This window comes from Streptomyces sp. TSRI0107 (assembly GCF_001905845.1).
Lineage (GTDB): Bacteria > Actinomycetota > Actinomycetes > Streptomycetales > Streptomycetaceae > Streptomyces.
In genome coordinates, this window is sequence record NZ_LIVZ01000003.1 from 666,520 (window position 1) to 687,874 (window position 21,355).

General features: G+C 70.1%; 21 protein-coding genes. 18 read left to right on the forward strand and 3 right to left on the reverse strand.

Features of this window, described 5'->3' with window-relative positions; translation table 11 throughout:
- Positions 1 to 121: 121 nt before the first annotated feature.
- Together AMK31_RS09930 and AMK31_RS09935 are read left to right on the forward strand one after the other, a co-directional pair.
- Complete coding sequence (locus AMK31_RS09930; RefSeq protein ID WP_073940019.1) at positions 122 to 1,135, forward strand: LacI family DNA-binding transcriptional regulator; 1,014 nt, start codon at positions 122 to 124, stop codon at positions 1,133 to 1,135.
- 42 nt (positions 1,136 to 1,177) lie between these two features.
- Positions 1,178 to 2,242 carry a LacI family DNA-binding transcriptional regulator gene (locus tag AMK31_RS09935; protein WP_073940020.1) on the forward strand — a complete coding sequence of 355 codons (1,065 nt, stop codon included), beginning with the start codon at positions 1,178 to 1,180 and terminating at the stop codon, positions 2,240 to 2,242.
- A 10-nt stretch (positions 2,243 to 2,252) separates the two neighbouring features.
- Here the strand turns inward: AMK31_RS09935 and AMK31_RS09940 are convergent, their stop codons facing one another.
- Both AMK31_RS09940 and AMK31_RS09945 read right to left on the reverse strand, forming a co-directional pair.
- Entirely contained in the window at positions 2,253 to 3,506 is a 1,254-nt protein-coding gene (locus AMK31_RS09940; protein ID WP_073940021.1) for an MFS transporter, read from the reverse strand.
- A gap of 279 nt (positions 3,507 to 3,785) precedes the next feature.
- Positions 3,786 to 4,703 carry a LysR family transcriptional regulator gene (locus AMK31_RS09945; RefSeq protein ID WP_073940022.1) on the reverse strand — a complete coding sequence of 306 codons (918 nt, stop codon included), beginning with the start codon at positions 4,701 to 4,703 and terminating at the stop codon, positions 3,786 to 3,788.
- 123 nt (positions 4,704 to 4,826) lie between these two features.
- Between AMK31_RS09945 and AMK31_RS09950 the strand changes: the two genes are divergently transcribed.
- The 16 genes from AMK31_RS09950 (at position 4,827) to AMK31_RS10025 (ending at position 20,322) form a co-directional block, all read left to right on the forward strand.
- Positions 4,827 to 5,828, forward strand: a complete 1,002-nt coding sequence (locus AMK31_RS09950) for a fumarylacetoacetate hydrolase family protein (RefSeq protein WP_073940023.1) — start codon at positions 4,827 to 4,829, stop codon at positions 5,826 to 5,828.
- A complete protein-coding gene (locus AMK31_RS09955; protein WP_073940024.1) occupies positions 5,825 to 6,781 on the forward strand; it encodes a cyclase family protein in 957 nt (318 codons plus the stop codon). Before AMK31_RS09950 ends, AMK31_RS09955 begins: the two co-directional genes overlap by 4 nt.
- Before the next feature lie 38 nt (positions 6,782 to 6,819).
- On the forward strand, positions 6,820 to 7,950 hold the full coding sequence (locus AMK31_RS09960; protein WP_073940025.1) for an FAD-dependent oxidoreductase: 1,131 nt from the start codon (positions 6,820 to 6,822) through the stop codon (positions 7,948 to 7,950).
- Entirely contained in the window at positions 7,947 to 8,954 is a 1,008-nt protein-coding gene (locus AMK31_RS09965) for an amidohydrolase family protein (protein ID WP_073940026.1), read from the forward strand. The genes AMK31_RS09960 and AMK31_RS09965 overlap by 4 nt, the downstream gene beginning before the upstream one ends.
- An 11-nt stretch (positions 8,955 to 8,965) precedes the next feature.
- Positions 8,966 to 9,904 (forward strand): VOC family protein, encoded by a 939-nt coding sequence (locus AMK31_RS09970; protein ID WP_073940027.1) that lies wholly within the window; start codon positions 8,966 to 8,968, stop codon positions 9,902 to 9,904.
- Positions 9,905 to 10,056: 152 nt separating this feature from the next.
- Entirely contained in the window at positions 10,057 to 11,028 is a 972-nt protein-coding gene (locus tag AMK31_RS09975) for a fumarylacetoacetate hydrolase family protein (protein WP_073940028.1), read from the forward strand.
- Complete coding sequence (locus AMK31_RS09980; RefSeq protein WP_073940029.1) at positions 11,025 to 11,783, forward strand: SDR family NAD(P)-dependent oxidoreductase; 759 nt, start codon at positions 11,025 to 11,027, stop codon at positions 11,781 to 11,783. The genes AMK31_RS09975 and AMK31_RS09980 overlap by 4 nt, the downstream gene beginning before the upstream one ends.
- Entirely contained in the window at positions 11,780 to 12,559 is a 780-nt protein-coding gene (locus AMK31_RS09985) for an SDR family NAD(P)-dependent oxidoreductase (protein ID WP_073940030.1), read from the forward strand. Before AMK31_RS09980 ends, AMK31_RS09985 begins: the two co-directional genes overlap by 4 nt.
- 29 nt (positions 12,560 to 12,588) lie before the next feature.
- Positions 12,589 to 13,344, forward strand: coding sequence for a CoA transferase subunit A (locus AMK31_RS09990; protein WP_073940031.1), 756 nt, complete (start codon positions 12,589 to 12,591; stop codon positions 13,342 to 13,344).
- Positions 13,341 to 13,991, forward strand: a complete 651-nt coding sequence (locus tag AMK31_RS09995; RefSeq protein WP_073940032.1) for a CoA transferase subunit B — start codon at positions 13,341 to 13,343, stop codon at positions 13,989 to 13,991. Before AMK31_RS09990 ends, AMK31_RS09995 begins: the two co-directional genes overlap by 4 nt.
- Positions 13,992 to 14,173: 182 nt before the next feature.
- Complete coding sequence (locus AMK31_RS10000; RefSeq protein WP_073940033.1) at positions 14,174 to 15,400, forward strand: FAD-dependent monooxygenase; 1,227 nt, start codon at positions 14,174 to 14,176, stop codon at positions 15,398 to 15,400.
- A 24-nt stretch (positions 15,401 to 15,424) separates the two neighbouring features.
- Entirely contained in the window at positions 15,425 to 16,468 is a 1,044-nt protein-coding gene (locus tag AMK31_RS10005) for a cupin domain-containing protein (protein WP_073940034.1), read from the forward strand.
- Positions 16,469 to 16,504: 36 nt separating this feature from the next.
- Complete coding sequence (locus AMK31_RS10010) at positions 16,505 to 17,371, forward strand: fumarylacetoacetate hydrolase family protein (protein WP_073940035.1); 867 nt, start codon at positions 16,505 to 16,507, stop codon at positions 17,369 to 17,371.
- Positions 17,372 to 17,474: 103 nt separating this feature from the next.
- Positions 17,475 to 17,924 carry a MarR family winged helix-turn-helix transcriptional regulator gene (locus tag AMK31_RS10015; RefSeq protein ID WP_073940036.1) on the forward strand — a complete coding sequence of 150 codons (450 nt, stop codon included), beginning with the start codon at positions 17,475 to 17,477 and terminating at the stop codon, positions 17,922 to 17,924.
- Between the two features lie 120 nt (positions 17,925 to 18,044).
- Positions 18,045 to 18,776, forward strand: coding sequence for an IclR family transcriptional regulator (locus AMK31_RS10020; protein ID WP_073940037.1), 732 nt, complete (start codon positions 18,045 to 18,047; stop codon positions 18,774 to 18,776).
- Between the two features lie 238 nt (positions 18,777 to 19,014).
- Positions 19,015 to 20,322, forward strand: coding sequence for an MFS transporter (locus AMK31_RS10025; RefSeq protein WP_198948452.1), 1,308 nt, complete (start codon positions 19,015 to 19,017; stop codon positions 20,320 to 20,322).
- A gap of 197 nt (positions 20,323 to 20,519) precedes the next feature.
- Here AMK31_RS10025 and AMK31_RS10030 read toward each other — a convergent pair whose 3' ends face one another.
- The gene (locus AMK31_RS10030; protein ID WP_241842602.1) at positions 20,520 to 21,302 is read right to left on the reverse strand and encodes a tyrosine-type recombinase/integrase; all 783 of its coding nucleotides are present in this window, start codon (positions 21,300 to 21,302) and stop codon (positions 20,520 to 20,522) included.
- Positions 21,303 to 21,355: the final 53 nt, after the last annotated feature.

Sequence of the window (21,355 nt, forward strand, 5' to 3'; positions counted from 1 at the left end):
GCCCTCACGGCAGAGGACTTGACGCACCCTGGGGTTCACCGTGTAGACCGTTACACCCACACCTACGAGAACCGGAGTGCTGACGATGGACGGGGCTGCGGCACCCAGGCAGAACAGGCGCGTGACCATCACCGACGTCGCGCGGCATGCGGGTGTGTCCGTTGCCGCGGTCTCCAAGGTGCTGCGCAACGCCTATGGCGTCAGCCCGGCCATGCAGGAGAAGGTCAGGGCAGCCATCGCCGAGCTGGGCTACCGCCCGCACGCGGCGGCCCGGGGCATGCGCGGCCGGACGTACACGATCGGCGTGCTGCTGGACAACGTTCGCAACGCGTTCTTCGCGGACATCCTTGACGGCATCCGCGACGAACTGCGCACGAGCGAGTACACCGTTCTGATCGGCGCGGCCGGGTTCGAGGCGGAGGAACAGGCCAGAACCATCCGGGCCATGGTCGATCGCCAGATGGACGGTCTCATCCTCATCGCGCCGGGAACCGCGAGGGAGGAAGTGCTGACCACGTCCGCCTCGACGCCGACCGTGGTCATCGGCCACCACGACGCTGCGGAGAGCCACGACTCGGTGGTCGACGCCGACGACGTCGGAGCCGGACTGGTCGTCGATCACCTGGTCGCGCTCGGCCACCGGGACATCGCCCTCGTCTCGGCCCCCGGCTCCAAGGCCAACCGCTGGAAGCGCACCCCGGAGATCGTGCTGACCGACGGCTACCTGAAGGCCATGGAACGGCACGGCCTCACGCAGTACGCGCGCGTGCAGCACGCCGCCTACTCCGACGAAGGCGGTTTCAAGGCGGGCATGACCTTGCTGACCTCCGAGCGCCCACCGACCGCCGTCATGACCGGCGCGGATGTCGCCGCTCTGGGCATCTACCGCGCGGCCCACGAGCTCGGCCTGCGCATCCCGGACGATCTCTCGCTCGCCGGCTACAACAACACCGCTCTCGCCGCCCTGGCACCAGTGCAGCTCACCAGCGTCGACCAGGCCGGGCACACCATGGGCTCCACGGCAGTCCGCATGCTCATCGAACGTGTGGAGAGGCGTCGCGACAGAGCGATGCGGACCACCATGACACCTCGTCTCGTGATACGCGGCAGTACTGCGGCGCCGGGGAGCCGCTAGCCCGTGGACCGCCGACTGCCTGCCGGGCGCACGGCGCACCACATGACCGGCCCTGGAGGGTCCGCGGCCGTGCCGGAGTACCGCACGCGCCGCCGGGTCGGCATCAAGGACGTGGCACGCGAGGCCGGCGTGTCCCTGGGCACCGTCTCCAACGTGCTCAACCGGCCCGAGGTCGTGGCTGAGGCCACCCGCGTGCGTGTCCTGAACGTGATCGATTCCCTCGGATACGTACGCGCGGAGGGAGCCCGGCAGTTGCGCGGCTGGGCCTCGCGCGTGCTCGCCGTCCTGGTCCTGGACCTGACCAACCCATTCTTCACGGCTCTCGCGTCCGGCGTCGAACAGGCTGCACGTGAAGCCGACCTCGGCATCATGGTGTGCACCGGTGCCCACGAACCCGCTCAGGCGGCCCGTCACCTCTCGCTGATCACCTCGCACCAGATCCGCGGCGCCGTCGTGGCTTCCGGCGAGGGCGTCGGCCGTACCGTGGCGGCCTTCCGCCGCAACGCGGTGCCCTTCGTCGTGGCCGACCAGAACGCGCCCCAGCCCGCCGCCTGCTCCGTCGGCATCGATGACGTGGCAGGCGGCCACGCCGCGGTGCGCCATCTGATCGAGCGGGGGCACCGTTCCCTCGTCTACGTCAGCGGTCCGGACCGCCTTCAGCAGGTACGGGACCGCCGCAGCGGTGCGCTCATGGCTGTCAGCGAGGCCGGTCTCCTCCCCATGGCGCTGAGGGAGCTGCCCTGCGCCGCGCTCACCGTCGGCGCCGGCCGGGACGCGGGACACCGTATCCTCGGTCTGCCCGACCGGCCGACCGCCGTCTTCTGCGCCAACGACCTGCTCGCCCTGGGCGTGCTGCAGGCGCTGTACGAAGCCGGCCTGCGGGTGCCGGACGACATCGCTGTGGTGGGCTACGACGACATCGAGTTCGCCGCGTCCGCGGTCGTCCCGCTGACCTCGGTACGACGGCTGGCCGTCGCGATGGGCCGGCAGGCCGGCCGCCTGCTCATCGAGGACACAGCTCGCGGCGTGACACACGAACACGCCCACGTGGTGTTGCAGCCGGAACTGGTGGTGCGCCGGTCGACGATGGGGCGTCCGGCGCAGTGACGCAGTCCCGTCAGTGCTGTTCGGCAGCATGCCCTGGCCGTGACTGCTGCGAACGGCGGGTGAGCGGCACCAGCACGGCCGCGACCAGCAAGGTGGCCAGGCCGAGAAGCGCGACTGCCGAGGCCAGGTCACCCAAGGCGCCCTTGCCGCCGAGCAGGACCAGCGGGCAGACGAACTCTCCGAGGAAGAACGCCGCCGTCCACAGGCCGGCGCCGCGTCCCCGGTCCGAGAAGTCGAGCCGTGCCATCGCCAAGGTCAGCAGCGACGGCAGTAGAAGCCCTGTTCCCAGGCAGTTCAGCACGGCACCAACAATCAGCAGGGGCAGACTGTCGGCGATGCCTATGACGAGGAAGCCCGCGGCACACAGCACGAAGAGGCCGGGCAGGCGGCGTAGCCACCCGTCGGTGAAGCGGGTGAAGAGGACGGACCCGAGGACGGTGGCGACGCTGGCGATCGCCGTAACGGCGCCGATCACGCCGGTGGATTCCACGCCCAGGTCGTCGAGGAGGAAGGACATCTCCACGGGCACCGTGTAGAAGACGACCGCGCCGAAGACGGTCAACAGGCAGATGCCCGCCAACCGGCGCACTGGGAAGGGCCGCGGCGCGGCTTCGGCGGACGCTTGATCGGCGCGGGCATCTTGGGCGAAGCCTCCGGTGGCAGGCGCCGGTAGCGCCTTGGCCATCGCCGGCGCGAGCAGCAGCCCCACCCCGTACAGCCAGAAAGGCGCGCGCCAGCCGGCCGCCCCCAAGGCGCCGCCGAGCACGAAGAAGACGGTGGCGGAGGCCGAGGCGCACATCGTCTGCAGGGCGAGGTACCGGTCGCGGACCCGGCCGCTGTAGTAGTCGCCGATCAGGGTGGTGCAACAGGTCATGATCGCCGCCTCGGCGACCCCGACGAGGACGCGGCTGGCCACGATGCCGTACAGCGAGTCCAGCCACAGCGGCACCGTGCCGAACAGGGCGTACAGCACCGTGGTCACGACGAGTAGGCGTCTACGGCCGAACCGGTCGACCATCACACCCGCGAATGGGGCCAGCAGGGTAAGTGACAAAGCAGGAACCGTCAGCACGAGCGGGACCAGCGCCGCGCTCCCGGAGACGTCCTCGAAGTGCTCCCGCATACGCGGCAGGACGGGGGCGAGCAGCACGGCGCCCAGGACGGGCAGGCAACTGCCGGTCATCAACAGGACGGCGGGCAATCGGCCCGGCACGGCTGATGCCGCCGTGCGGTCGGGGGCGGGCAGGGCGGCGGAAGAGGGCATGGGGGCACTCCAAGGCGCGACGGGAGGACGGCGCCACGAAGCGGACGAGTCCGGAGGTTGGTGGCCTCGCCGCGAGGCGCTTGATGTGCCACGGCCTTCACGGCGTGACGTGCCACGACTATGCGGGCTCGGTGTCGTACTGCCCAGCCCCGGCACGATCCGAGTTTCGAATGGTCCCCATCCAGGACGCGGATACCGCCAGCCATGCGTGAAAACGTCACACGCGTGTCAGGCGCCTGCGACGACGACTCGGCGGCAGGACAGGCCGTAAGACCGGTGTCATTCCTCCTCGGTGCCGGTCAGTCGCCTGCCGATCCTGGCTGCCGTCTCGCGCAGCCAGATGTGGGCCGCGTCGTGGGTGTGCACCGGGTGCCACCACAGGGCTTCACGCAGGGGCACCGCCTCGTACGGCGGTTCCAGGACGCGGACGGCGGCGAGCGGTTCGACGAGCCGGGCGAGGCGTTCCTGGATGAGCGCGATCCGCCGGGTCCCGGCGACCAGCAGCGGCAGCAGCTGGAAGCTGTCGACGGAGACCTCGACCCGGGGTTCGATGCCGAGCATGCCGAGCTGCCGTACGGCCGGGGCGTCGTAGGTGCGCTGGTAGGTGACCCAGGGCAGGCGGGCCAGGTCCTGCCGGGTGAGCCGGTCACCGACGCTGGGATGGTCGTGGGCAACGAGGAAGACCCAGCGGTCGTCGTAGAGGTCGGTGGCGGGGAAGTCGCTGATCACGCCGTGCGGCATGAGCAGACCGTCGGTGGTGCTCAGCAGAGTGGCGGTGTCGTCGACCACGGTGGTCGGGGTCTGAGCGAAGCGCAGCCGGATGCCGGGCGCCTCCTGGTGCACGACGCGGGCCAGCTCGGTGCCGAAGACGGCGACGGCGTAGTCCGACGCGATCAGCTTGAACTCGCGGCTCTCCTTCGCGGGGTCGAAGTCGGCCTGACTGGCGAAGAGGCGTTCCAGCAGGTCATAGGCGGTCGCCGTGCGGTCGAGGAGAACCTGGCCGAGGGCGGTCAGCTCGTAGTGGCCGCCGGCGCGGGCGAGCAGGTCGTCGTCGAAGTACCGGCGAAGCCGGGCGAGCGCGGCGCTCATCGCGGGCTGGCTCAGTCCCACCCGTTGTCCGGCGCGGGTGACGTTGCGTTCCTCCAGCAGGGCGCGCAGGGCGACGACGAGGTTGAGGTCGAGGCGGGCCAGGTTCACGATTTCCCCTTGCTATGCGGCTGACCAGCGGAAATCCACGACATGGATGTCCATCATCCACAGAATCTATTTCCCTGATCTCCTGTGCCGGGTCCAGATTAGTCACACCGCAATCAGGAGGACATGTCCGTGAAACCTGAACCCGCGTCCGCGCTCTTCGCCGGACCGTTCGCCCTCGCTACTCTCTCGGCACCAGACGAGTCGGCTTTCCCCGCGCTCGTCACCCCCGACGCGCAGGTGCTCGATCTGCGAGTAGCCCTCGGTGATGGACAGCTGACCACCCGGGGTCTGCTTGAGGACTGGGAGACGGCACTGCCGCGACTTCGGGCGCTGGCCTGCGGTAGCGGTCCGGATCGCAGGCCGCTGGCGGACTTCCGGGTGCACGCGCCGGTCGAGCCGCGTCAGGTGTTCCAGTCGGGGGCGAACTACCGGCAGCACGTGATCGATCTGCACGTCGCGCACCGCGCCCCCGGTGACGACCGGCCCGAGGCCGAACGGCGCGCCGAGGCGGCGGAGATCATGGACCGCCGGGCGGCGGAGGACCTGCCGTACGTCTTCATCGGGCTGCCGAGCGCGATCACCGGGCCGTACGACGATGTCGTCCTCCCGGCGTGGGCGCAGCAGCCCGACTGGGAGCTGGAGTTGGCGGTCGTGATCGGCCGGCCCGCGCACCGGGTGTCCGTGGCGGAGGCGCTGGACCACGTCGCCGGGTACACGATCGCCAATGACCTGACCGACCGGGCGACCGTGTTCCGCCGGGACATGCCGCAGATCGGCACCGACTGGCTGCGTAGCAAGAACGCGCCCGGCTTCACCCCGCTCGGCCCGTGGATCGTGCCCTCCGAGTCGATCGCGAACCCCGACGATCTGCGGGTCACGCTGAAGCTGAACGGCGACACCATGCAGGACGAGTCGACCAAGGACATGATCTTCAAGGTCGCCCGCATGGTGTCCTACGCCTCCCAGAGCGCGCGGCTCCTGCCGGGCGACCTGGTGCTGACCGGCTCCCCGGCCGGCAACGGCATGCACTGGGGCCGGCTGCTGCGCGACGGTGACGTGATGGAGGGCTCGATCACCGGGCTCGGCGTCCAGCGCACCCGGTGTGTCGCCGAGGACGCCTCGTGAACCGCCAGGACCCCGAGGGCGCGATCGCCGAGGCAGCCAAGGCGTACTCCAACTGGGGCCGCTGGGGCGAGGACGACGTGCTCGGGACGCTGAACTTCCTCGACGAGGCGAAGCGGCGCGAGGGTGCCGCGCTCGTGCGGCGGGGCGTCAGCTTTTCGCTGTCCCAGCGGTTCGACATGAACGGCCCGCAGAGGGGCTGGCGGCGGCGCACCAATCCGGTGCACACCATGCTGGACACCGGCACCGACGCCGCCCTCGGCCATCAGGGGTTCCCGCACGGCATCGGCGGCGCGGACGACGTGATCGCGATGCCGTTGCAGTGCTCCACCCAGTGGGATGGGCTCGGGCACATCTTCGACCACGGCCTGGCCTGGAACGGCCGCCCGGCCGAGCGGGTCGTCACCTCCGACGGCGATCTCGTCACCGGCATCGAGCACATGGCGCCGTATGTCGCGGGCCGGGGCGTGCTCCTGGACGTCGGCCGGGTGGTCGGCGAGGACGGGGAGCTGCCCGACGGCTTCGCGATCACCGAGGAACACCTGACGGCGACCGCCGAGGCGCACGGAGTGGACGTGGGACGAGGCGACCTCGTCGTCGTGCGCACCGGGCAACTGGCCCGGATCCGGCGCGACGGCTGGGGCGAGTACGCGGGCGGCCCGGCGCCCGGCCTGTCGTTCACAACGGCCGGCTGGCTGCACCGCACCGAGATCGCCGCGATCGCCACCGACACCTGGGGCTTCGAGGTGCGGCCCAACGAGTTCGAGGACGCCTTCCAGCCCCTGCACCAGGTCGTCATCCCCAACATGGGCCTGCTCGTCGGCGAGATGTGGGACCTGGAGGCGCTGGCCGAGGACTGCGCGGCCGACGGCGTGTACGACTTCTGGCTCACCGCCGCTCCCCTGCCCATCACCGGAGCGGTCGGCTCCCCCGTCAACCCGATCGCCGTCAAGTAAGCCCCCCCCCCCGCAAGCGTGGAACGAAGGAGTTCCCCATGAGCACACCCCACACGGTCCTCGTTGTCGGCGGCGGCGCCGCTGGCAACGCCGTGACGATCCTGCTGCGCCGGGCCGGAATCGCCGTCGACCTGATCGAGGCCAAGGACGACTGGAACGCCACCGCGGGCTCCGGCATCACCCTTCAGGGCAACGCCCTGCGCGTCCTGCGCGAACTCGGCGTGTGGGAACGGGTGAAGGAGTCCGGCTTCGGCTTCGGTTCGGTCGGCATCACCGCCCCGGACGGCACCGTCCTGCACGTCGCCCGCGACATCCGCACCGGCGGCGACGACCTGCCCGCCACCGTCGGCATGCAGCGCCCGCACCTTCAGCAGGTCCTCATCGACGCCGTCCGCGCCTCCGGCGCGCGGGTGCGCCTGGGCACCCGCGCCACGGACTTCGAACAGGACGCCGACGGTGTGACCGTACGGTTCACCGACGGCACCGAGGCCCGCTACGACCTGGTGATCGCCGCCGACGGTCTCGGCTCTGCGACCCGCGCCGCTATCGGCATCACCGACAAGCCGGAGCCGACCGGCATGGCCATCTGGCGGATCGCCGCCCCGCGCCCGGCAGGTGTGGTCCGCACCGACCTCGCCTACGGCGGACCGGCCTACATCGCCGGGTACTGCCCGACCAGTGACACCACCCTGTACGCGTACGTCGTGGAGGCCAACCGCGACCGGGCGTCGATCCCCGAGGAGTCGTACGCGGACGAGATGCGCCGGCTGGCCTCCGCGTACGGCGGGTTCTGGCCGGAGATCACCGCGCACATCACCGACCCGGCGAAGGTCAACTACACATGGTTCGACCGGCTGCTGGTGGAGGGCGCCTGGCACCGGGGCCGCATCGTCCTGATCGGCGACGCCGCGCACTGCTGCCCGCCCACGCTCGCGCAGGGCGCGGCGCTCTCCCTGGAGGACGCGTGGGTGCTCGCCCGGCTGCTGACCTCGACGCGGACGTGGGACGACGCTCTTCTCCAGGCGTACTACGAGCGGCGCGTCGCCCGCGTCCGCCCGGTCGTGGAGGCGTCCGTCCGGATCGGGCAGTGGCAGCTCGACGGCGTCCGTGACGCGGACGTCCCCGGCCTGATGGGGCGCACCATGACGATGCTGCGGGAGCTGCCGTGAGCACGGCCCCCACCGTGGACGTCCACGCCCATGTGCTGCTGCCCGAGGTCGACGCGCTGGTGGCCGGCCTGCCGGGTCACCAGGCGGCCAGGGAGCTGGACGCCCGCCGCAACGGCCCCGCGGCCCTCGCCGTCAGCGGCCCCATGGTGCGCGAGCGGATACCGAGGCTGACCGACGTCAGCGTGCGCCTGGCGGTGATGGACGCCCAGGGGGTGGACGTGCAGCTGGTCAGCCCCTCGCCCTCGCACTACCACTACTGGGCGGACGAGGAGACGGCGGAGAAGGTCTGCCAGCTCGCCAACGAGGCGACGGCGGCGCACTGTTCGGCCGCGCCGGACCGGCTGCGCGGGCTCGGGCTCGTGCCGCTCCAGCACCCTGACCACGCGGTCCGCGCCCTCGATCACGCCCTGGAGCAGGGCCTGTCCGGCGTGGAGATCTCCAGTCACGCCCCGGGGCGGGAACTGTCCGACCCGGCCTACGAGCCACTTTGGTCGCGGGCCGAGCAGACCGGCGCCCTGCTTTTCCTGCACCCCTTCGGCTGCACGCTCGACGAGCGGCTGGACCAGTGGTACCTGTCCAACACCGTCGGCCAGCCCACGGAGAACGCCGTCGCGCTCTCGCACCTCATCTTCTCCGGCGTGCTCGACCGGCACCCGGGGCTGAAGCTGATCGCCGCCCACGGCGGCGGCTATCTGCCCACCCACATCGGCCGCTCCGACCACGCCTGGACCGCCCGCCCCGATGCGGGCGCCGGCTGTGCCCACCTGCCCAGCAGCTATCTGAGGCGGCTGTACTTCGACTCCCTCGTCCACGACCCGCACGTCCTGCGGGAGCTGGTCCGGGTCGCCGGTGCCGACCGGGTGCTGCTCGGCTCCGACTTCCCCTTCGACATGGGAACCGAGGATCCCGTCGCGGCACTGCGCGCCGCACGGCTGTCCGAAGCCGACTTCGACGCAGTACGCGGCGCGAACGCCGCCGCCCTGCTCAACCTCACCCCCGCCTGAGGAGGACCCCCATGAGCGCACGTCTGCTCACCCATCTGCGGCACGTCGACCTCGCCGTGCCCGACTACGACAAGCAGCTCGACTTCTACGCCGGCGTCTGGGGCCTGACCAAGGTCGCCGAGGACTCCGGCATCGCCTTCCTCGCCGCCGAGGGCTCCCCGGAGCAGTACGTCGTACGCCTGCGCAAGGCCGACGAGAAGCGTCTCGACCTCGTCTCCTACGGCGCCGCGAGCCCGGCCGACGTCGACACCCTCGCCGAGCGACTCCTCGCCGGGGGCGTGCGGTTGATCTCCCAGCCCGGCAAGGTCGACACCCCCGGCGGCGGCTACGGCTTCCGCTTCTTCGACGTCGACGGCCGCACCATCGAGGTCTCCGCCGACGTCGAGGTACGGCGGCACCGCAAGATCGAGGAGAAGGAGTCCATCCCGGTCAAGCTGTCGCACGTCGTCCTCAACTCCCCCGATCTGAACCGCACCCGGGAGTGGTACGAGGAGCACCTGGGCTTCCGCCTGTCCGACACGCTCAGCTCGCCGCACATGGGCGAGGTCATGCACTTCATGCGGATCTCCAACCAGCACCACTCCATGGCGCTGGCCAAGGGCCCGCACACCTCCCTGCACCACATCTCCTTCGAGATGCGCGGCATAGACGAGTACATGCGCGGCTCCGGCCGGGTGATACGGGCGGGCTTCCGGAAGATCTGGGGGCCGGGACGGCACATGGCGGGCGACAACACCTTCACCTACTTCCTCGATCCGCACGGCAACACCGTCGAGTACACCACCGAACTGGAACTGCTCGACGAGGACACCTGGCACCCGCACGTCTACGACTTCTCCCAGCCCGAGGTCACCGACCAGTGGGGCACGGCCAACCCCATGAACGAACTCGTCGCGAAGGAGTCCTTCAACGACCCCGACCGCGGCGTCTTCGTCGCCCCGCCGGTCTGATCCTCCTTCCCCGATCTCCGCGGGCACGGCAGTCCCGTCAACGCCCTGACTCAGGGCTGCCGTGCCCTCGGGCCACGCTCGGGCGGCGGACCACCACCCCACCGTGAGTCACGGCCCCCCTCGCCCGACCTCTCCCTCACCAGGAGCCCGCCATGCGCTTCGCCGCCTACGAGCACCACCACCGCTATCGGGTGGCCGTCCTGGAGGACGACGGCACCCTGTATCCGCTGCCCGGCGTCACCTCGCTCACCGCGCTGCTTCAGCAGACCGGCGGCCTGACCGGGCTGCTCGCCGCCGGCGCGGCGGCCCTCGACGTCCCTCCAGGCCCGCATGTCTCCGAGATCCGTTTGCTGCCACCCCTCCAGCCCGCCTCGGTGCGGGACTTCGTGACCTTCGAGGAGCACGTCGAGGGCGTACGCAGATCGGTGGAGGGCACGGGCGGCGTGCCCGAGCAGTGGTACGCGGCGCCGACCTTCTACTTCACCAACCCGCACGCCATCTACGGCCCGGGCGACGACATCCCGATGCCGCCCGGCTCAACGGTCCTGGACTTCGAACTGGAGGTGGCCGCCGTCGTCGGCAGGGAGGGCCGCGACCTCACCCCCGAGCAGGCCAGGGACCACATCGTCGGCTACACCGTGTTCAACGACTGGTCGGCCAGGGATCTGCAGTCCGCGGAGATGAGGGTCGGCCTCGGCCCGTGCAAGGGCAAGGACACCGCGACCACGCTCGGCCCGTGCCTGGTCACCGCCGACGAACTGGAGCCGTACCGGGACCCGGACGGCTTCCTGCGCCTGGCGCTGACCGCCGAGGTCAACGGCGAGGTCGTCGGCCGCGATCTGCTGTCCAACATGAGCTGGACCTTCGAGGAGATGGTGGCCTACGCCTCCCGTGGCACCCGGGTCGTGCCCGGTGACGTCCTGGGCTCGGGCACCTGCGGCAACGGCGGCTGCCTCGCCGAACTCTGGGGCCTCAGCGGCGAGCAGACCCCGCCGCCGCTCGAGCCCGGCGACACCGTCACCCTCACCGTCGAGGGCCTCGGCACGCTCACCACCACCATCGTGCCCGGCGCGGAACCCGTGCCCCTGCCGACCGGCCGGCGCCGGTCCCGGGAGCGGCCGTGAGCGACCTGCATCCCAAGAGGCTCCTGGGCAAGGTCGTCGTCGTCACGGGCGCGGCCCGCGGCCAGGGTGCGAACGAGGCCGCGGCCCTCACCCGGGAGGGCGCCCGCGTCGTCGCCACCGACATCGAGGCCGCGGACGGTTGCCGCCGCCTCGACGTGACCAGCGAGACGGAGTGGGCCGCGCTCGCCGCCGAACTGCGGGAGTCGTACGGGCGGGTGCACGGCCTGGTCAACAACGCGGGCATCACCTGGCGCGCGCGGATCGGGGACGTACGCCCCGAGGACATGGCGCGCGTCCACGCCGTCAACGTCACCGGCCCGCTCCTCGGCATCCAGCACCTCGCCCCGCTCATGCCGCCCGGCGCCTCCATCGTGAACGTCGGTTCCTCGGCCGCCCTGACCGCGCATTACCCGGTCGCCTACACGACCAGCAAGTGGGCGCTGCGCGGCCTGTCGAAGACGGCCGCCCTGGAACTCGGCCCGCGCGGCATCCGCGTCAACACGATCCACCCCGGCTACATCGAGACGGAGATGACCGCCTCCGCCGCGCCGGCCTTCCGCGAGGCCAACATCCGGGAGACCCCGCTCGGCCGCACCGGGACCGTCGGCGAGGTCGCCCCGCTGGTCGTCTTCCTGCTGTCGGACGAGTCGTCGTTCATCACCGGAGCGGAGATCCCCGTGGACGGCGGCCTCACCGCGCACGGCGGCGTCAAGTCCGTCTCGGACGCCCTGCCCGGCCCGGAGTCCGGCGGATGAAGCGCTTGGAGGGCAAGGTTGCCCTGATCTCCGGCACCGCCCGTGGCCAGGGCCGGGCGGCGGCCCTCCGCTTCGCCGCCGAGGGCGCCCTCGTCGTCGGCGGCGATCTGCTGCACGAGGAGGCCGTGGAGACCCAGCGGGTCATCGCCCGCGAGGGCAGCACCGCCCTGACTCCCGGACCTCTCGACGTCACCGACGAGGACTCGGTCCGCTCCTGGGTGAAGGAGGCCGCGGACGCGTTCGGCGGCATCGACATCGTCTACGCCAACGCCGGGGCCGTCCGCTTCGGGGCGATCGACAGCCAGCCCTACGAGAGCTTCACCTACACCCTGCGCGCCGAACTCGACTCCGTGTGGCTGACCGTTCAGGCTGCCTGGCGGCACCTGGTCGCCCGCCGCGGCTGCGTCCTCACCATCGGTTCCACCGCCGGGCTCACCGGCTCGCTCACCAACCGGCGCACGGCCCACTCCGCGTCCAAGGGCGGCGTGATCGCGCTGACCCGACAGCTGGCCGCAGAGGGTGCCCCATACGGCATCCGCGCCAACTGCGTCAGCCCCGGAATGATCGACACGGACGGCTCCCGCGCCAACCTCCTCGCCGAGGACCACCCGATGCGCTCGATCGCCCGGCACATCCCCCTCGGCCGCACCGGCACACCCGACGACGTGGTGAACGCGGCTGTCTTCCTCGCCTCGGACCAGGCGTCGTACATCACCGGCGCCAACCTCGTCGTCGACGGCGGCTGGTCGACCGTCCTGCCCGGCGCCTGCCCCTGACATCGCTCCTCGAAAGGAACACGCACACCGTGGACAAAGTCATCGGCAGCGCCGCCGAAGCGGTGGCCGACATCCCCGTCGGCGCCTCACTGGCCGTCGGCGGATTCGGCCTCAGCGGCGTCCCCGAAATCCTGATCCGCGCCCTGTACGAGCAGGGAGCCGGCGGCCTGAAGGTGGTCTCCAACAACTGCGGCGTCGACGGCCGCGGGCTGGGCGTGCTGCTCTCCGCGGGCCGCATCGCCCGGGTGACCGGCTCCTACGTGGGCGAGAACAAGGAGTTCGCCCGCCAGTACCTGTCCGGCGAGCTGGAGGTCGAGCTGGTGCCGCAGGGCACGCTCGCCGAACGGCTGCGGGCGGGCGGCGCGGGCATCCCCGCCTTCTACACCCCGGCCGGCGTCGGCACCCAGGTCGCCAACGGCGGCCTGCCCTGGCGGTATGCCGCCGACGGCTCGGTGGCGATCGCCTCGCCGCCCAAGGAGACGCGCACCTTCGACGGCAGCGCCCACGTCCTGGAGCGCGGCATCACGACTGACTACGCCCTCGTCCGGGCCTGGCGCGGCGACCGCCACGGCAACCTGTGCTTCCGCAAGGCAGCCGCCAACTTCAATCCCCTGGCCGCGATGGCGGGCAAGGTGACGATCGCCGAGGTCGAGGAACTGGTCGAACCCGGTGAACTCGACCCGGACGAGGTCCACCTGCCCGGCATCTACGTACAACGCGTCGTCCCCCTCACCTCCGAGCAGGCCACCGACAAGCAGATCGAGAAAAGGACCGAACGCGCATGAGCTGGACCCGCGACCAGATGGCCGCCCGCGCCGCCGCCGAACTCACCGACGGCTCCTACGTCAACCTCGGCATCGGCCTGCCCACCCTGATCCCCGGCCACCTCCCGCCCGGCGTCAACGTGGTGCTGCACTCCGAGAACGGCATCCTCGGCACCGGCCCCTACCCCACCGAGGCGGAGGTCGACCCCGACCTGATCAACGCCGGCAAGGAAACCGTCACCGTGCTGCCCGGCGCGAGCTTCTTCGACTCCGCGCTCTCCTTCGGCATGATTCGCGGCGGCCACATCGACACCGCCGTCCTCGGCGCCATGCAGGTCTCGGCGGCCGGCGACCTGGCCAACTGGATGATCCCCGGGAAAATGATCAAAGGCATGGGCGGCGCCATGGACCTCGTCCACGGCGCCCGCCGCGTCATCGTCCTCATGGAACACACCGCCAAGGACGGCAGCCCCAAGATCCTCACCGAGTGCACCCTGCCCCTGACCGGCGAACGCTGCGTGCACCGCGTCATCACCGACCTCGGCGTGCTCGATGTCACCGACGACGGCCTCGCTCTCGTCGAGACCGCTCCGGGAGTGACCGTTCAGGACATCACCTCCCGCACAGACGCGCCCGTGCATCTGAACGCCCTCACAGCCGCCTGCTGACCCCGCATGCCGAATCGCCGCTTAACGGCGGCGTCCGCTTCTCGCCACACCGTTGACAGCAAGGCAACACACTCCCAATATGATCCGTACACCAATGATTGATGTACGGATCTTTTTCGGAGCGTCATGCCCGGCTGCCTCCGTTCCTTCGGTTCCCTCCCCTGCCGCCCCAAGGAGGCCCCATGCCCGTGACCACCACTCCTCACCACATCGCCGTCGTCGGCGGTGGTATCGGCGGGCTGGCCGCGGCCCTGGCCATCGCCCGCGCTGGCCATGAGGTGACCCTTGTGGAACGAGCCGCACAGTTCGGCGAAATCGGTGCCGGACTTCAGCTCGCTCCCAACGCCTCACTGGCCCTGGAAGAACTGGGCGTGCTCGCCGAGGTACAGAGCACCGCGGTCGCCCCGCCGCAGCTGGTGATGATGGACGCCCTGACCGGCGATCAGATCACCGCGATTGATCTCCGCAGCACGGCATACAAGGAGCGCTTCAAGCACCCGTACCTGGTCACCCACCGTACGGATCTGCATGCCGCCCTCCTGGCAGCCTGCCGGGAGCACCCGGCTGTGACACTGCGCACCGGTCACACCGTCACGCACGCGGAGCAGGACGCCTCGGCGGTGCGCCTGCACTTCGCCGAACCGGTGGAGGTCCTGACCGCCGACGCGGTCGTGGCCGCGGACGGCCTCCACTCCAAGCTGCGCCAGGCGCTGGTGGGCGATGGTGACCCGGTGTGTTCGCGCTATGTGGCGTTCCGCGGCGCCCTGCCCGCCGAGCGGATGTCCGGCCGTATGTCGCAGCACGCCGCGTCGGAGGCCGTGATGGTGTGGGCGGGCCCGCGCATGCATCTGGTGCAGTACCCGGTGCGGCGCGGTGAGCTGTACAACCAGGTGGCGGTCTTCGAGAGCGACAGCTACGCGCCGGACTCCGACGACTGGGGCACCGAGGCCGAGCTGGAGGAACGCTTCGCCGGAGCCTGCCAGGCCGTCCGCGACGCCCTGCCCCTCGTCTCACGCGACCGGCGCTGGCCCCTCTACGACCGCCTGCCCGTCGACAACTGGGTACACGGCCGCATCACCCTGCTCGGCGACGCCGCCCACCCGATGCTGCAGTACCTCGCGCAGGGTGCCTGCCAGGCGCTGGAGGACGCCGTGGCACTGGGACATGCCGTCGGTCGCTTCTCCGACCCGGCCGATGCGTTCACCGCGTACGCCGAGCTGCGACGCGAACGCGCCGCGCGCATCCAGACCAACGCCCGCCGTTTCGGCGACATCTGCCACCTGGAAGGCATGGGAGCCACCCTGCGCAACATGCTCCTCGCCTCTCGCTCGCCCGAGGATTTCGACGACATCTCGTGGGTGTGGACCCCTGCTCCCGTCCCGACCCCAGCCGGCACGACCGCCCCCTGACCCAGCGACCACAGGAGGACCCCCATGACGACGACCGACGATCTGGCCTACAAGGCACTGGAAGGACTCGGTGCCGCGCCTCTGTGGCGCTTCTACGGCAACCTGTTCCCCTCCCAGCCCAAGAGCCGCGCCGTGCCCTACCGCTGGAGTTGGCGCGAACTGCGTCCGCACCTGCTGCACTTCTCCAAGACGCTCTCCCTCGACGAGGCCGAGCGCCGGGTGCTGATGCTGGTCAACCCGGGCCTGACCGATCCCCCGGCAACCGTCAATACCCTCTACGCGGGCCTGCAGATCATCCTGCCCGGCGAGACGGCGCAGGCCCACCGCCATACCTCCAACGCCTTCCGCTTCATCCTCGAAGGCGACGGCGCGTGGACGACCGTCAACGGCGAACGCGTCTTCATGTCCCCGGGCGACCTGCTGCTCACCCCGGGCTGGCACTGGCACGACCACACGCACGAGGGCGATGCGCCGATGATCTGGCTCGACGCACTCGACTACCCGCTGGTCAACGCTCTCGAGGCCGGTTTCTACGAGCAGTACCCGCAACGCCTCCAGCCCGTCACCCGCCCCGACGACGCGGGCAGCAGGCAGTTCCTGCACGGCCGGCTGACTCCCGCCTGGCTCACCCAGGACGGACCCAACTCCCCCGTCACCCGGTACACCTGGGCGGAAACCCAGCGGGCCCTGGATGCCGTCGCCGACACGGCCGAAGGCAGCGACGTGGACGGCATCGTCCTGGAGTACACCAACCCCTGGACGGGCGGCCCGGTCATGCCCACCATCGGCTGCCGCATCCAGCGTCTGCGGCCCGGCTTCCAGGGGGCCGGCCGCCGCCACACAGCTTCCACCATCTTCAGCGTCGTCCGCGGCGAGGGAGCCACGATCGTCGACGGCGAACGGCTGGAGTGGTCAGAGCACGACACCTTCGCCGTCCCCGGCTGGGCGTCCTACCGGCACGTCAACTCCTCCGCCTCGAACGAAGCGGTCCTGTTCTCCTACAGCGACGAACCCGTCATGCGCTCCCTCGGCCTCTACCGCACGGAAGACGCCGACCCGGGCGTCTGACCAACCACTCGACTGACACCTCACAAGGAGGCCCTGATGCGCCTGGCCCTGTTCAACAAGGGGCGGCTCGGCATCGTCGACGGTGACTACGTCGTCGACGTGACCGAACAGTTCCCGGGGACCGAGAACCCCGGTGCGGCGGGCGCGCTGCACCGGCACATCGAGACCGCCGTCCTCGGCGGAGCACCGCAGGTCGACCTCACCGGCTGCGCACGCGTCCCGCTCGCCGAAGCGGCTCTGCAGGCCCCGCTGCCCCGTCCGGGCAAGATCGTCGGCGCGCCGGTCAACTACCTCGACCACAAGGCCGAGATGGAGTACACGACGTCGGTCGCCGACCTCGGAGTCTTCCTCAAGGCGAACTCCTCGGTCATCGGACCGGGCCAGGACATCGTCCTCCCCTACAGCGACAAGCGCACCGACCAGGAAGGCGAGCTGGGCGTCGTCATCGGGCGCACCGCTTCACACGTCAGCGCAGACGACGCGCTGGATCATGTCTTCGGCTACACCTGCGTACTGGACATCACCGTCCGCTCGGGCGAGGATCGCTCCACCCGTAAGTCCTTCGACACCTTCACCCCCCTCGGCCCGTGGATCGTGACCGCCGACGAAATCCCCGACCCGGACTCCCTCGATCTGCGTTGCGACGTGGCCGGTGTCACCCGGCAGCGCACCAATACGGCCGATCTCATTTTCGGTGTCCGCGAGCTGATCGCGTACACCTCCTCGGTCATGACCCTGCACCCGGGCGACGTGATCGCCACCGGTACGCCGGCCGGTGTCGGTCCACTGAGCCACGGGGACCGCGTCGTGCTGGAGATCGAGAAGGTCGGCCGTCTTGAGGTGGGGGTCGACGGCTCCCGCTCCAAGCCGTACGAGCGGAGTCCCGGACACCGTAGCCGCTGACGCGGTCGTCGAAGGCGAGGTGGTGCCACCGGCTCGTAGACTCCAGGCGAGTCGGCCGGCTTCCTGCACCGGCACCACCTCGGCGACAAACGGACGGAACACTGTGGCGCGCGCACTGGAACTGCACAACTACGTCGGACACCTCATCCGGCGCGCGGAACAGGTGCACACCGCCCTCTGGGCGCAGCACGTATCCCGGGAAATCACATCCCAGCAGTTCGCCGTCCTCAACGCCCTCAGCCGCGAGCCCGGCGTCGACCAGCGCACCCTCGCCCGTGTCACCTCACTGGACCGCTCGACGGTCAACCACATGCTCCGCCGTCTCACCGACCAGGGTTACGTCGCTCAGGTGCGGGACGAGGAAGACCGTCGGCGCACTCTGCTGAGTCTCACCGACCAGGGAGCCGACCTGCTGGAGTCCCTGATCGCGCCGGCGGAGGAAATCAACGAGCAACTTCTCGCCGCACTGCCCGCAGACGAACGGGACCTGGCCATCAGCATCCTCCGCCGCATCGCCTCGATGGAAGTCGCATCGAAGCCCGACAACGGGTGAGGACGGCCACGGGTCGACCAAGGGAGTCACGCCTTGACTCACGACCGCACACAAACCGTGTCGAGAGCCGGGTGCCGGCACGGGCAGGAAGCCGCCCGGATCGCCGGCAGCACAGGTCCGGTGCTCGGCCGTGCACTGCGCATACTTGAAGCCTTCACCGCTCAGCACACGCTCCTGACACTGAGCGAACTGGCTCGCAGGACACACATGCCGGTGTCCACCGTCCACCGCATGCTCACGGATCTCGTCGCCTGGGGCGCCCTCGAACGCGACCCTCAAGGACGCTACCGCGTCGGTCTGCGACTATGGGAGGTCGGCTCCCTCGCTCCCCGCAGTCAGGGCCTCCGAGAGCGCGCACTGGCTCACATGGAGGATCTCTCCGCACGCACTCGTGAGAACGTACAGCTGGCCGTCAGGGACGATGCGGAGGTCGTCTTCGTCGAACGCATCGCCGCCCGCGGGGCCGTGCCCACGCTCACTCGCGTGGGAGGACGGCTGCCGATCACGGCGACCGGCGCCGGACTGATGCTGCTCGCGCACGCGCCGACGCCGGTCCAGGATGCCGTATTGGGGCGGCCCGTCCCGGCACACACCGAGTTCACTCTGACGGACAGCGGGTCGCTCAGGCGAGTACTGGCCCAGATCCGTGCCTGCGGGTACGCGGTGAGCGACCGACAGCTGTCCACCGACACACTCTCCGTCGCCGCTCCCGTCAAAGACGCGAGCGGCGAGGTGGTGGCGGCCGTGTCCGTCGTCGTCCGGCATGGATCCGTGCCCGTCGGCAAGCTGGCCGGGCTGGTCCGCTCCAGTGGCCGGGCCATCTCAGGAGCCCTTCACCCACCCGCCTCCTAGCGGGCACCCGCGGGCAACAACTCCTTTCCCGGCATCTGGAAAGGCCTCTGTCCGGCCGCTGCCGCCACTCGCACCATGACTGCCCTGCGAACCGACGAGAGACGTGAGTCTCCAGGGCTCGCACGGAACCATGCAGTCGACAACGGAGTGCTGCCATGTACGAACACTGCTTGCCCTTCATCTCTCAGCGGGCCACACGGTGAGCGCCCGCCTCAGAGAGGCCCTGGAGGAGGGGCCCATGAGCCGCTTCCAATGGAGTGCGATCGCCGTGTGCGTGCTCCTCAACACCCTCGACGGATTTGACGTCCTGGTCATGTCCTTCACAGGAAAGTCGGTCTCCGGGGAGTGGCACCTGGACTCAGGCGCCCTCGGACTGCTGCTCAGCAGCGGCTTGGCGGGGATGGCCCTGGGCGCACTGTTCGTCGCTCCATGGGGCGACCGGGTCGGCAGGAGGCCGGTCATTCTCGCCGGCCTGACCGCCGCGGCGGGCGGCATGATCGTGTCCTCCGCCAGCCAGAACTGGCAGCAGCTCGCAGTACTGCGCCTCGTCACCGGCATAGGCATCGGTGCGGTCCTCGCCTGCAGCAACGTCATCGCCGGCGAGTTCGCCTCCCGCCGCTGGCGCGGCCTGGCCGTCAGCCTCAACTCCACAGGGTATGCCGTGGGTGCGACGATTGGCGGCCTGTCATCGGTGGCGCTCATCGACCACTTCGGCTGGCGGTCGGTGTTCCTTGCAGGCGGACTGGCGACCCTGGCCGTCACCCCGCTCGCATACTGGCTCTTGCCGGAATCCCTCGACTTCCTCCTCGCGCGGAAGCCGGCCGACGCCCTGCGCCGAATCAACTCACTGGCCCGCCGCATGCTCAAGCCCGAGCTGGCCTCGATCACCGACTCCGCCACGGAGAGGCACGCGTCAGCCGCGCTCCGCGACCTCCTGACACCAGAACTTCGACGGCCCACTCTGCTGCTGTGGGGCACGTTCTTCCTCGTGATGGCGGCCTTCTACTTCGTCACCAGCTGGACTCCGACGTTGCTGGTGGAAGCCGGGATGTCGTCGAGCCAGGGCCTGACCGGTGGCACACTGCTCAACCTGGGCGGGATCTTCGGCACCGCGCTCCTGGGCGCACTGGCCGCCCAGTACGCGCTCCTCGGCGTGCTGCGCACCTACCTCTTCGCGGCAGCGGCCCTGATCGCGGTATTCGCGACCTCCACCGACACGCTCGCGCTCGCCTTCGGCACCGGCGCAATCATCGGAGTCGCCGTCAACGGATGCATCGCCGGCCTCTACGCCCTCACTCCCAGCAACTATGCGCCCCACCTGCGCGCAACCGGTGTGGGCGCGGCCATCAGTGTGGGCCGGGTGGGTGCCATCATCGCCCCTTCCGCGGCGGGACGGCTCCTGGACGTCGGTTGGACACCGCTGACCCTCTATGTCGCTACTGGTGCAATGTTCGCGGCAGCGGGACTGCTTCTGTTCGCGATGCGCGCGCGGCAGCCGGCTGAGAGACACACGGTCGCTGCAGGGCCCAAATCTTCTGCCCTTTGAGTTCACGAGGACCTGTCCACACCCGTCGGCCGCCCGCCTGTGCCGACGTCTGCGGCTGACTGCAGCCCCGGCCCCGGCTGCTTGGCTGCTGGCAGCCGCACCGTGCCCGGTGGGGCCTGCTCCGCGCTGGAGGAGCAGGACTCCACCGAGGGCACGGCGGGCTGCGGCGCTGTGATCTCCGGCCACGTGGTTGAGCGTCATGCGGCGAGGTCGAGGTTGAGGATCTTGGCGGCCTTGCTGATGGAGCCGGGCATGAGGTGGCGGTAGATCTTGAAGGTGATCTCGATGGTCTTGTGACCCATCCACTCTGCGACGTCGGTGATGGGGATGTTGTGGGTGAGGCAGTTGGAGGCGAAGAAGTGGCGCAGGCCGTAGACGACCATCCCGTCGGGGATGTCGATCTCGCCGGCCTTCTTGATCCGCTGCCACTGATTGGCGATGTGGTAGTGCGGGAACGTGCGGGACGGGTCGCTCGGGTGACGCAGCAGGTAGCCGTCGACGGTGCCGTGCTTGCCGGCGTACCACTCGATCGTCTGCCGCACCCGGGCGGGCAGAGGCACGTCCCGGTACTCGCCCGGCTTGCGGTGCTTGAGGCGTTCGTACTGGCAGGTGGTGCGGTTGACCTGCTCGGTGATGCGGTAGACGTCGTCGGCGACGATGTTGTTGAGGTTGACCGCGAACGCCTCACCGTTGCGCATGCCGCAGCCGCTCATCAGGTCGGCGACCAGCAGGAAGCTGTCGTCCCCGGCGGTGCGTATCTGGTGCAGCTGCGCGGGCGAGGGGATCACCACCCGCCTGGGGTCGTACTGCGGCGGCTTGATGCCGGCGACCGGGTTGTCGTCGAACGGTCCCAGCCGGTTGGCGTCCAGCAGGATCGCCTTGAGCTTGTCGAACGCATTCGCCTGCGCGGCCAGGCCCACCCCGTTGCGTTCCATGGACCGGATGAAGCCCTCGACCACCTTGTGGTCGAAGGTGTTCATGTGGGACCCCTTCGGCTGTTACGAGACAACCAGCAGACGAAGAAGCGACGGGT

Excerpts from the sequence above, each read along its gene's own strand:
- AMK31_RS09935 (WP_073940020.1), top strand. The coding sequence starts at position 1,178 with ATGACCGGCCCTGGAGGGTCCGCGGCCGTGCCGGAGTACCGCACGCGC.
- AMK31_RS09940 (WP_073940021.1), bottom strand. The coding sequence starts at position 3,506 with ATGCCCTCTTCCGCCGCCCTGCCCGCCCCCGACCGCACGGCGGCATCA.
- AMK31_RS09950 (WP_073940023.1), top strand. The coding sequence starts at position 4,827 with ATGTCCGTGAAACCTGAACCCGCGTCCGCGCTCTTCGCCGGACCGTTC.
- AMK31_RS09960 (WP_073940025.1), top strand. The coding sequence starts at position 6,820 with ATGAGCACACCCCACACGGTCCTCGTTGTCGGCGGCGGCGCCGCTGGC.
- AMK31_RS09970 (WP_073940027.1), top strand. The coding sequence starts at position 8,966 with ATGAGCGCACGTCTGCTCACCCATCTGCGGCACGTCGACCTCGCCGTG.
- AMK31_RS09975 (WP_073940028.1), top strand. The coding sequence starts at position 10,057 with ATGCGCTTCGCCGCCTACGAGCACCACCACCGCTATCGGGTGGCCGTC.
- AMK31_RS09985 (WP_073940030.1), top strand. The coding sequence starts at position 11,780 with ATGAAGCGCTTGGAGGGCAAGGTTGCCCTGATCTCCGGCACCGCCCGT.
- AMK31_RS09995 (WP_073940032.1), top strand. The coding sequence starts at position 13,341 with ATGAGCTGGACCCGCGACCAGATGGCCGCCCGCGCCGCCGCCGAACTC.
- AMK31_RS10000 (WP_073940033.1), top strand. The coding sequence starts at position 14,174 with ATGCCCGTGACCACCACTCCTCACCACATCGCCGTCGTCGGCGGTGGT.
- AMK31_RS10005 (WP_073940034.1), top strand. The coding sequence starts at position 15,425 with ATGACGACGACCGACGATCTGGCCTACAAGGCACTGGAAGGACTCGGT.
- AMK31_RS10010 (WP_073940035.1), top strand. The coding sequence starts at position 16,505 with ATGCGCCTGGCCCTGTTCAACAAGGGGCGGCTCGGCATCGTCGACGGT.
- AMK31_RS10025 (WP_198948452.1), top strand. The coding sequence starts at position 19,015 with ATGAGCCGCTTCCAATGGAGTGCGATCGCCGTGTGCGTGCTCCTCAAC.
- AMK31_RS10030 (WP_241842602.1), bottom strand. The coding sequence starts at position 21,302 with ATGAACACCTTCGACCACAAGGTGGTCGAGGGCTTCATCCGGTCCATG.